Annotated in this window: 11 protein-coding genes and 1 pseudogene; all 12 read left to right on the top strand. The window is 55.9% G+C overall.

All coding sequences use genetic code 11. The features are described from left to right. Positions 1-183: pseudogene (locus A3754_RS27555) on the top strand (chromosome partitioning protein ParB); the annotation flags it as partial. A 390-nt stretch (positions 184-573) separates the two neighbouring features. Beyond that, on the top strand, positions 574-1,002 hold the full coding sequence (locus tag A3754_RS08305; RefSeq protein WP_231880551.1) for an ATP synthase subunit I: 429 nt from the start codon (positions 574-576) through the stop codon (positions 1,000-1,002). Between the two features lie 15 nt (positions 1,003-1,017). Further along, entirely contained in the window at positions 1,018-1,929 is a 912-nt protein-coding gene (gene atpB / locus A3754_RS08300) for a F0F1 ATP synthase subunit A (protein WP_063519301.1), read from the top strand. Between the two features lie 56 nt (positions 1,930-1,985). After that, positions 1,986-2,207 carry a F0F1 ATP synthase subunit C gene (atpE, locus tag A3754_RS08295; RefSeq protein WP_007151035.1) on the top strand — a complete coding sequence of 74 codons (222 nt, stop codon included), beginning with the start codon at positions 1,986-1,988 and terminating at the stop codon, positions 2,205-2,207. Positions 2,208-2,272: 65 nt separating this feature from the next. Next, positions 2,273-2,743, top strand: a complete 471-nt coding sequence (locus A3754_RS08290; RefSeq protein WP_063519300.1) for a F0F1 ATP synthase subunit B — start codon at positions 2,273-2,275, stop codon at positions 2,741-2,743. 15 nt (positions 2,744-2,758) lie between these two features. After that, a complete protein-coding gene (locus A3754_RS08285) occupies positions 2,759-3,295 on the top strand; it encodes a F0F1 ATP synthase subunit delta (protein ID WP_063519299.1) in 537 nt (178 codons plus the stop codon). 16 nt (positions 3,296-3,311) lie between these two features. Continuing rightward, a complete protein-coding gene (atpA, locus tag A3754_RS08280) occupies positions 3,312-4,856 on the top strand; it encodes a F0F1 ATP synthase subunit alpha (protein WP_063519298.1) in 1,545 nt (514 codons plus the stop codon). A gap of 23 nt (positions 4,857-4,879) precedes the next feature. Then, positions 4,880-5,740: a F0F1 ATP synthase subunit gamma gene (atpG, locus tag A3754_RS08275; RefSeq protein ID WP_063519297.1), complete on the top strand. Its 861-nt coding sequence runs from the start codon at positions 4,880-4,882 to the stop codon at positions 5,738-5,740. Positions 5,741-5,789: 49 nt separating this feature from the next. Further along, a complete protein-coding gene (gene atpD / locus A3754_RS08270) occupies positions 5,790-7,172 on the top strand; it encodes a F0F1 ATP synthase subunit beta (RefSeq protein ID WP_063519296.1) in 1,383 nt (460 codons plus the stop codon). 22 nt (positions 7,173-7,194) lie between these two features. Next, positions 7,195-7,617, top strand: coding sequence for a F0F1 ATP synthase subunit epsilon (locus A3754_RS08265; protein WP_007150605.1), 423 nt, complete (start codon positions 7,195-7,197; stop codon positions 7,615-7,617). A gap of 165 nt (positions 7,618-7,782) precedes the next feature. After that, a complete protein-coding gene (gene glmU, locus A3754_RS08260; protein WP_063519295.1) occupies positions 7,783-9,141 on the top strand; it encodes a bifunctional UDP-N-acetylglucosamine diphosphorylase/glucosamine-1-phosphate N-acetyltransferase GlmU in 1,359 nt (452 codons plus the stop codon). A gap of 122 nt (positions 9,142-9,263) precedes the next feature. Continuing rightward, the coding region (glmS, locus tag A3754_RS08255; RefSeq protein WP_063519294.1) for a glutamine--fructose-6-phosphate transaminase (isomerizing) at positions 9,264-10,463 on the top strand (1,200 nt) is incomplete at its 3' end.

Below are 10,463 nucleotides of genomic sequence, written 5' to 3'. Positions count from 1 at the left end.
AAGGCGAAACCGGCCAAGCCGGCGGCGCCCAAGGAAGATCCCAATGTGAAGGCACTGATCAGCGACCTGTCGGACCGTCTCGGTGCACCGGTGCAGATCCAGCAGCAGGGCAAGAAAGGAAAGTTGGTGATCAGTTACAACAACCTGGACGAGCTGGACGGCATTCTGGCGCACATCAAGTAATCAGGCGGCGCGGCCTGCCGAGGAAATATTGCAACAAGCTGTTTCCTCCATGCGGGCAGGTTCGCCATCGCCACGAAGTTGGCTGGCAGCCGGTCAGCTTTATGGCGTTGTTCTTTACCTGGCGGCTTGAAGACCCGAGGCCATGGCGGCATTTCGCGGGTATACAAAAAACATCCGGTTGAGCATCATTTTTGCTGAATCAGGTTCATTCCTGTTTTGTGCGCATCCCGCTGCGAAAAGTCGGTGTTGATGCGCGAAGTTTGACCAACAATCCGCGCACGGCTGTTGCCACTTGAGTGCCAACTCCATATACTTCGCCGCGCTAAAGATCAGGGGTGCCCGAGACCTTAGTGCCTGATGTGGCATCACTTTGCATCAGCCAAGAGGCTCATGGTGACCAGCAACGAATTTCAGCCCGACAGAGTTTTGTTCTGGGGTTTAATGCGCGCTCAGCTGACCACAATTGTGGCGTTTGGGCTGCTGGTAACCGGGTTGGCTGGCGTATTCGCCGGCTTAGTGGCTGCCTGGGGCGGCACTATCAGCCTGATCGCTTATGCCTGGGGCGGTTTCCAGATATGGATGCACCCGGGCAACCGTGCGCCAAAACGCATGGCCACCGCAGCGATGCGGGCCGAGATGGGCAAGATCGCAATTATGTTGTTGCTGTTCTGGCTCACTTTCTCCAAGGTCCCTGAAGCGCGGGAAATGAAAAGTGCAATGGTTCTGCTGTTAGGCTTCCTGATCGCCCAGGTCGTGGGTTGGATTCAGGTCGCGCGTCTCGACGGACGCACAGCAGGGCAAGACGGGCAAAACGACTGAGACTGTAGGCATTCTATGGCTGGTAGTAACGCGCAAGACTACATCAAGCACCACTTGGGTAATCTGACCTATGGCGAACTGCCAGCCGGCTACGTCCGTGAATGTGACGGCCGCGATACGCAAACCCTGACCGAAAGCACCTGGACCTTTGCCTGTAACGGTAACGAAGCCAAAGACATGGGCTTCGCGGCATTCCACGTGGATTCTCTCGCCTGGTCTGGCGGCCTCGGCATCATCATGTGCCTGTTGTTCTGGCTGGGTGCCCGCAAGGCCACCGCCGGCGTTCCTTCCGGTTTCCTGAACTTCGTCGAAACCATTATTGAATTTATTGATACTCAGGTTCGTGACTCCTTCCACGGCAAGAGCAAACTGGTGGCACCGCTGTCACTGGTGATCTTCTGCTGGGTGTTCCTGATGAACCTGATGGATCTGATCCCGGTTGATTTCATTCCGGGCACCTTTAGCTGGATCATGACCTCCTTCTTCGGCTGGACCGCCCAGGAAGCCTACTTCAAGATCGTGCCCAGCACCGACCCCAACATTACCCTGTCCATGTCCTTCTCTGTGATGCTGCTGGTGATCTTCTTCACCATCAAGGCAAAAGGTGTGGGCGGTTTCGTGGGTACCCTGACACTGCATCCGTTCGAGGCCAGCAATCCGGTCCTGAAGGTTTTGCTGATGCCTGTGAACCTGCTGCTGGAGACTATCGGTCTGCTGGCCAAGCCGGTTTCACTGGGCCTGCGACTGTTCGGCAACATGTACGCCGGTGAGTTCGTATTCATTATGCTGGCTGCCATGATGGGCGCCTGGCAGTTTATTGGTGCCTGGCCCTGGGCGGTATTCCACATTCTGGTTATCACCCTGCAGGCATTTATCTTCATGGTACTCACAATCGTGTACCTGAGCATGGCGGTCGAAGACCACTAAGATTTTTTAAACCGGTTTTTAATTAAACCAACCAAGCACTTAACGGGAGTGTAAAGATGGAAGGCATTCAATTTCTTGCTGCTGCTATCGTAGCTGGCCTCGCGGCCATCGGCGCAGGTCTGGGCTTCGGCATGATGGGTGGTCGTTTCCTCGAGTCTGTGGCTCGTCAACCGGAGCTGGCTCCGATGCTGCAAACCCGCATGTTCATCATCGCTGGTCTGCTGGATGCTGTGCCGATTATCTGTATCGCTATCGCGTTCCTGCTGATTTTCCAGTAAATCGCGCTTTAACGTTTAAGCCCCGATTTAGGGAAATCTAAAGCAACGCGGATTGAGGTGTTGGCATGAATATTAATGCGACACTAATTGGCCAGGCCATTTGGTTTGCCCTGTTTGTGTTCTTCTGCATGAAGTTCGTTTGGCCCCCGATTTCACGGGCGCTGGATGAGCGTAAGCAGAAGATTGCCGAAGGCCTGAGTGCCGCGGATCGGGCAGAGCGTGATCTGGAGCTGGCGCAGGAAAAGGCGACCGCCAATCTCAAAGAATCTAAAGAGAAGGCGGCCGAAATTATTGATCAGGCCAATCGCCGGGCTAATCAGATTGTGGAAGAGGCTAAAGATGCAGCGCGCACCGAAGGTGAGCGCCTGATTGCCAAAGCCCAGTCTGAGATTGACCAACAGGTTAATCAGGCTCGCGAGCAATTGCGTAAAGATGTGGCTGTACTGGCGTTGAACGGTGCCGAAAAGGTACTGGGTAACGAAGTAAACCAGGACGCACACACGCAGTTGCTTGAGCAGCTGGCGGCTGAACTCTGAGAATACGGGTAACCCATGGCTGAACTGACCACCATCGCACGCCCCTACGCCAAGGCCGCATTTGTGTTCGCAAAAGAGCACGATGCCCTGGAGCAGTGGGAGAAGATGCTGGGCCTGGCAGCAGCAGTGGCAGGTGATGCCTCCATGCGTGCCTACCTTGACCAGCCGGAACTGGATGACGCCACCAAGGTTTCTGCTTTTGCAGAAGTCTGTGGTGATGAGCTGGACGAAAGCGCTCGCAACTTTGTTGCACAACTGACGCAGAACAAGCGTCTGCCGCTTTTGCCGATCATCCTGCAACTGTTCCACGAGCTTCTGGCCGAACAGCAGCAGTTCACCGATGTGGAGATGATCTCTGCATTCGAGTTGGACGATGCCGCTACCGACAAGCTGGTAGCAGCGCTTAAGAAACGCCTTGGTACGGAAGTGAATGTCACAACTTCCGTCGACCAATCCCTGATTGGGGGCGTGCTGGTGCGAGCCGGCGATACCGTAATTGATGGCAGTGTGCGCGGCCGACTTAACCGTCTGGCAGAGCAACTGAACTCTTGAGTTTGAGGGATTAGAGATGCAGCAACTCAACCCGTCCGAAATCAGCGAGATTATCAAGTCGCGCATTGCGAAACTTGATACCTCCACCGAAGCACGCAACGAAGGTACGGTGGTTTCCGTATCTGATGGTATTGTGCGCATTCATGGTCTGGCCGACGTGATGTTCGGCGAGATGATCGAGTTTGAGGGCGGCATCTACGGCATGGCCCTTAACCTGGAGCAAGACTCTGTCGGCGCCGTGGTACTGGGTGATTACCTGGGCCTGGCCGAAGGTCAAAAAGTCCGTTGTACCGGTCGTATTCTGGAAGTCCCCACTGGCCCCGAAATGCTGGGCCGTGTGGTTGACGCTCTGGGTAACCCGATCGATGGCAAAGGCCCGGTCGATGCCAAGCAGACCGATGCGGTTGAAAAGGTAGCGCCTGGCGTTATCTGGCGTCGTGAAGTTAACGAGCCAGTGCAAACCGGTTACAAGTCTATCGATGCCATGGTGCCAATCGGCCGTGGTCAGCGTGAGCTGATCATTGGTGACCGCCAGATCGGTAAGACTGCCGTTGCCGTTGATGCGATCATCAACCAGAAAGACTCCGGCATTAAGTGTGTCTACGTTGCCATCGGCCAGAAGCAGTCCACCATTGCCAACGTGGTGCGCAAACTGGAAGAGCACGGTGCGATGGAAAACACCATCATCGTTGCCGCTTCCGCTTCTGATCCGGCTTCCATGCAGTTCCTGGCACCGTTTGCCGGCTGCACCATGGGCGAATATTTCCGTGACCGCGGTGAAGATGCACTGATCGTTTATGATGATCTGACCAAGCAAGCGTGGGCATATCGCCAGATCTCCCTGCTGCTGCGTCGTCCGCCGGGCCGTGAAGCTTACCCTGGTGACGTGTTCTACCTGCACTCCCGTCTGCTGGAGCGCGCTGCCAAGGTAAACGAAGATTATGTTGAGCAGTTCACCAATGGTGAAGTGAAAGGCAAAACCGGTTCTTTGACCGCGCTGCCGATCATTGAAACCCAGGGTGGTGACGTGTCTGCCTTCGTACCGACCAACGTGATCTCCATTACCGATGGTCAGATCTTCCTGGAAACCGACCTGTTCAACTCCGGCATTCGTCCGGCGATGAACGCGGGTGTATCCGTATCCCGTGTAGGTGGTTCTGCACAGACCAAGATCGTCAAGAAGCTCGGCGGTGGTATCCGTCTGGCTCTGGCTCAGTACCGTGAACTGGCCGCATTCGCCCAGTTCGCTTCCGACCTGGACGATTCTACTCGCGAGCAGCTGGAGCATGGTCAGGCCGTTACCGAGCTGATGAAGCAGAAGCAGTACAGCCCGATGAGCGTTGCTGAAATGGGTGTTGTGCTGTACGCAGCGAACGAAGGTTACCTGAAAGGTATTGCTGTCGAGAAAATCGGCCCCTTCGAAGCGGCACTGCTGGACTACATGAACAGCGAAAAGAAAGCGTTGATGGATAAAATCAACGAGAAGGGTGACTACAACGGCGAGATCGAAGCTGAGATCAAAGAATCTCTCGATCAGTTCAAAGCCACCCAGACCTGGTAATTCGCTGATAAAGGAACGTTCCTATGGCCAGCGGTAAAGAGATCAAAGGCAAGATTGCCAGCGTCCAGAGCACGAAGAAAATTACCCGTGCAATGGAAATGGTAGCAGCCTCCAAGATGCGTAAGGCGCAAGAGCGTATGTCGGCAAGCAAGCCGTACGCCAGCCGTATGCGTCAGGTGGTTGCTCACCTGGCTAACGCCGATCTGGAATACCGGCACGTTTACCTGCAAGAGCGGGAAGTCAAGAACGTTGGCTACATCGTAGTGAGCTCCGATCGGGGCCTCTGCGGTGGCCTCAACGTGAACCTGCTCAAGAACGTCGTCAAAAGCGCGAAGGAATGGGAAGGAAAAGGTGTCAAGGCCAGCTACTGCGTAGTGGGCTCCAAGGGCATGTCTTTCTTCAAGAGCGTCGGCGGCAACGTGGAAGCGAATGTCACAGGCTTGGGGGATACCCCACACCTGAATGACCTGATCGGTTCCATCAAGGTGATGCTGGATGCCTACGAAAGCGGTGCGATCGACCGTTTGTACATCGTGTACAACGAATTCGTGAACACCATGACCCAGTCGCCCAAGAATATTCAGTTGTTGCCGCTGGAAGCGGGTAGCGATGAAGAGCTGAAGCGTCACTGGGACTACATTTATGAGCCGGCCCCGAAAGAGCTCCTCGACGAACTGCTGGTGCGGTTCATTGAGTCTCAGGTGTATCAGGGTGTGGTTGAAAACAATGCCTGTGAGCAGGCAGCACGTATGATCGCCATGAAGGCCGCCAGCGATAATGCCGGTGACATCATTCGTGATCTGCAATTGGTGTACAACAAAGCACGCCAGGCTGCTATTACGCAGGAAATCTCCGAAATCGTTGGTGGTGCTGCTGCGGTTTAATCGTCAAGCAGATTAACGCGGCAAAAACGCAAGTTAAGAGGATGCAAGCATGAGTAGCGGTCGTATTGTTCAGATCATCGGTGCTGTGATCGACGTGGAATTCCCACGCGAAGCCGTACCGAAGGTATATGACGCCCTCTCCGTGGACGGTACTGAAACTACCCTGGAAGTTCAGCAGCAGCTGGGCGACGGCGTGGTACGTACTATCGCCATGGGCTCCACCGAAGGTCTCAAGCGCGGCCTTGGCGTGACTGATAACGGTGAACCGATTCAGGTTCCTGTGGGCACCAAGACTCTGGGCCGTATCATGGACGTGCTGGGTCGCCCGATTGATGAGGCTGGCCCCATCGGTGAAGACGAGCGTATGCCGATTCACCGCGCTGCGCCTACTTATGCGGATCAGGCAGCCACCAACGAACTGCTGGAAACCGGCATCAAGGTAATCGACCTGGTTTGTCCTTTCGCCAAAGGCGGTAAGGTTGGCCTGTTCGGTGGTGCGGGTGTAGGTAAAACCGTAAACATGATGGAGCTGATCCGGAACATCGCGATCGAGCACTCCGGTTTCTCCGTGTTTGCCGGTGTGGGTGAGCGTACTCGTGAGGGTAACGACTTCTACCACGAAATGAAGGACTCCAACGTACTGGATAAAGTATCGCTGGTTTACGGTCAGATGAACGAGCCGCCGGGTAACCGTCTGCGTGTAGCGCTGACCGGTCTGACCATGGCCGAGAAGTTCCGTGACGAAGGTCGCGACGTACTGTTCTTCGTGGATAACATCTACCGTTACACCCTGGCCGGTACCGAAGTATCTGCACTGCTGGGCCGTATGCCTTCAGCGGTAGGTTACCAGCCGACCCTGGCGGAAGAGATGGGCGTTCTGCAAGAGCGTATTACTTCCACCAAGACCGGTTCCATTACCTCCGTACAGGCGGTATACGTACCGGCGGATGACTTGACTGACCCGTCTCCGGCCACCACCTTCGCGCACCTGGATTCCACTGTATCCCTAAGCCGTGACATCGCCTCCAAGGGCATCTACCCGGCGATCGACCCGCTGGATTCCACCTCGCGTCAGCTGGATCCGCTGGTTATCGGTCAAGAACACTACGACATCGCTCGTGGCGTTCAAACCGTACTGCAGCGCTTCAAAGAGCTGAAGGACATCATCGCGATCCTGGGTATGGACGAGCTGTCAGAAGACGATAAACTGACCGTATCTCGTGCCCGTAAGATCGAGCGTTACCTGTCCCAGCCGTTCTTCGTGGCCGAAGTATTTACTGGCTCCCCGGGCAAGTATGTTTCCCTGAAAGACACCCTCGCGGGCTTCAAGGGCATTCTTGGCGGTGATTACGATCACATCCCGGAGCAGGACTTCTACATGAAGGGCTCTATCGACGAAGTGATTGAAGCCTACAACAAGCGTAGCAAGTAACCTGCACCCGGGAGACAAGCAAATGGCGATGACCGTGCATTGCGACATTGTAAGTGCAGAACGCCAGCTGTTCTCCGGCCTGGTTGAAATCGTGGTAGCGTCCGGTGTGGAAGGCGACCTCGGTATCATGCCCGGCCACGCCCCGCTGCTGACCCGGCTCAAGCCGGGCCCGGTACGGGTGAAGAAGCAGAATGGTGAGGAAGAAGTGTTCTACGTATCCGGCGGCTTCCTGGAAGTGCAGCCGAAGCTGGTAACTGTACTGGCGGATACCGCAGAACGCGCTGAAAACATGGACGCCGCTGAAGCCGAGCGTGCCAAGGCCCGTGCCAAAGAAGCGCTGGAAGGCAAGAGTTCCGAAATGGATTACTCCCGTGCCGCCGCCACACTGGCAGAAGCCGTTGCACAGCTGCGTGCTATCGAACAGTTGAAGAAAAAGACGCGGTAAGCATCTTTTGCAAATCTTCAACACAGAAGGGGGTAGCCAGGTGCTACCCTTTTTTGTTTCTGTCATTGCGAGACGGCCTGTATGGCTGACTGCAAGTACAGAAATTGAAATGACCCGGTGGTATAAACCAAGGCACAGGCGCAAGCAAAAACACAAGGACAGGGTATGAGTCTAGCAGTAGTGATTCTGGCAGCGGGTAAGGGAACGCGCATGAAAAGCGCCCTGCCCAAGGTGCTCCACTCAGTGGCAGGTAAGCCCATGGTGCAGCACGTGGTTGATGCGGCGGCGTCGCTGGACCCGGCTAACATCGTTATCGTCTATGGCCATGGTGGCGAGCAGGTAAAAGCCTCCGTCACCGGTGAGCTGGCCTGGGCAGAGCAAGCCGAACAGCTCGGCACTGGCCATGCGGTCGCGCAGGCCATGCCCCATGTGAAAGAAGACATGGTGCTGGTGTTGTATGGTGATGTCCCCCTGATCCGCCCGGAAACCCTGAAAGACTTTGTCGCCTCCGTGGACGACAACACCCTGGCGTTGATGACCCTGACCCTGAACGACCCGAACGGCTATGGCCGTATTGTTCGCGATGGGCAGAATAACGTGCAGCGCATCGTTGAACAGAAAGATGCCAGCGAAGCCGAGTTGGGAATTCAGGAAATCAATACGGGCATTCTGGCCTGCTCTCGCCGTTTTCTGGAAGAAAGCCTGCCAAAACTCTCCAGCAATAATGCCCAGGGCGAATACTATCTCACCGACCTGATCGCCATGGCGTCCCAGTCCGGCCTGAATGTGGAAACCCTGCAGCCCAACGAAGGTTGGGAAGTGGATGGCGTGAATGACCGGGTGCAATTGGCCCGCCTTGAACGCATTTATCAGCAGGCCCAGGCAGAAACCCTGATGCGCGATGGCGTCACGCNGCTGGACCCGTCCCGCCTGGATATCCGTGGCAGCGTGCAGATCGCCAGTGATGTCATCATTGATGTGAATGTGATCCTGGAAGGCGACGTGACCATCGACGAAGGCGTGGTCATCGGCCCCAACTGTATTCTGCGCGACGCCAACATTGGCGCCGGCACGGTGATTGAAGCGAACACCCTGATCGATAGTGCCATCGTGGGGGAAAACTGCCAGCTGGGCCCTTATGCTCGTTTGCGTCCGGGTACGGAACTGGCCGACAAAGCCAAGGTTGGCAACTTTGTTGAAACCAAAAAGTCCTACATTGGCGAAGGCTCGAAAGTGAACCACCTGACCTATATTGGCGATAGCCAGATTGGTAAAGGGGTGAACGTGGGCGCGGGGACCATTACCTGCAACTACGATGGCGCCAACAAATTCCAGACAGTGATGAAAGATGGTGCCTTTATTGGCTCCAACTCGTCACTGGTTGCCCCCGTGACAATTGGCGAAAACGCCACCGTCGGGGCGGGTAGCACTATCACCAAGGATGTGGATGACAACGGCCTGGCCGTTGCCCGTGGCCAGCAGCGCAACGTCAGCGACTGGAAGCGCCCCACCAAGAAAAGTTGACAGTTGATAGTGGAAAGTTGGTAGCGAAACCCGCGTTACAACGCTATTTGTAGAGCGGGCAGGCGTTACCGAATCACCACCGGAACATCCACTATCAGAAACAGAATTAGGGAAAATTAAGCATGTGTGGAATTGTCGGGGCCATTGCCCAGCGTAACGTAACAAATATCTTGATCACCGGGCTCAAACGGCTTGAGTACCGGGGTTACGATAGCGCCGGTGTGGCACTGTTGAATGACAACGGTATTAGCCGGGTGCGTCGTCAGGGCAAGGTTGCTGGTTTGGAGGCGGCGGCCACGCAAGAACATACAGAAGGTTTCACCGGCATTGCCCATACTCGCTGGGCTACCCATGGCAAGCCTTCAGAAGCCAATGCCCATCCGCACATGTCCGGTGGTGATCTGGCGCTGGTGCACAACGGCATTATCGAAAACTTTCAGGAACTGAAAGACGAACTGGAAGCCAGCGGCTACCACTTCGAATCCCAGACCGATACAGAAGTCATCGTCCATCTGGTGCACCAGGCGCTGGACAGTGGCCTGAACCTGTTTGACGCCGTGCAGGCGGTCACCAAAAAGCTGGATGGCGCTTACGCACTGGGCGTCATTCATGCCTCAGAACCGCACAAGCTGGTCACCGTTCGTTCCGGCAGCCCTCTGGTCATTGGCTTGGGCATTGATGAAAACTACATCGCGTCGGACCAGCTGGCCCTGCTGCCGGTGACCAACCGCTTTATCTTTCTGGAAGAAGGCGACCAGGCAGAAATCACCACCGACAGCGTGCGCATCGTCGATGCAGCCGGCAACCCGGTAACCCGTGAAGCCCACGAGTTCGACGGCACCCATGAAGATGCGGAAAAAGGTGAATACCGCCACTACATGCAGAAGGAAATCTTCGAGCAGCCGGCGGCCATCCAGAAAACCCTGGAAGGTCGCATCGACAACCCGGCAAGCCTGATCGAATCCTTCGGCGCAAAAGCCCCGGCGATTTTCGACAAGGTTAAGACCGTGCAGATCGTCGCCTGCGGTACCAGCTACCACGCCGGCATGGTGGCCCGCTATTGGCTGGAAGATATCGCTGGCATTCCCTGCCAGGTGGAAGTGGCCAGCGAGTTCCGCTACCGCAAGCACGTGGTGCCGGAAGGCACCCTGTTCGTCACCATTTCCCAGAGCGGCGAAACCGCCGATACCCTGGCGGCCCTGCGCGACACCCAGTCACCCAATTACGTGGGTCGCCTGGCGGTGTGTAATGTGGATAGCTCCTCCCTGGTGCGCGAATCGGAACTGGTGTTCCTCACCAAGGCCGGCCCGGAAATCGGTGTG

This window comes from Alcanivorax sp. HI0083 (assembly GCF_001635175.1).
Note: the sequence above shows the minus strand (reverse complement) of the source record. Positions and strands in the feature narration are given on the sequence as shown.

Bases quoted from the DNA above. Each gene is read 5' to 3' on its own strand.
- A3754_RS08305 (WP_231880551.1), top strand. From the start codon at position 574: ATGGTGACCAGCAACGAATTTCAGCCCGACAGAGTTTTGTTCTGGGGT.
- atpB (WP_063519301.1), top strand. From the start codon at position 1,018: ATGGCTGGTAGTAACGCGCAAGACTACATCAAGCACCACTTGGGTAAT.
- atpE (WP_007151035.1), top strand. From the start codon at position 1,986: ATGGAAGGCATTCAATTTCTTGCTGCTGCTATCGTAGCTGGCCTCGCG.
- A3754_RS08290 (WP_063519300.1), top strand. From the start codon at position 2,273: ATGAATATTAATGCGACACTAATTGGCCAGGCCATTTGGTTTGCCCTG.
- A3754_RS08285 (WP_063519299.1), top strand. From the start codon at position 2,759: ATGGCTGAACTGACCACCATCGCACGCCCCTACGCCAAGGCCGCATTT.
- atpA (WP_063519298.1), top strand. From the start codon at position 3,312: ATGCAGCAACTCAACCCGTCCGAAATCAGCGAGATTATCAAGTCGCGC.
- atpG (WP_063519297.1), top strand. From the start codon at position 4,880: ATGGCCAGCGGTAAAGAGATCAAAGGCAAGATTGCCAGCGTCCAGAGC.
- atpD (WP_063519296.1), top strand. From the start codon at position 5,790: ATGAGTAGCGGTCGTATTGTTCAGATCATCGGTGCTGTGATCGACGTG.
- A3754_RS08265 (WP_007150605.1), top strand. From the start codon at position 7,195: ATGGCGATGACCGTGCATTGCGACATTGTAAGTGCAGAACGCCAGCTG.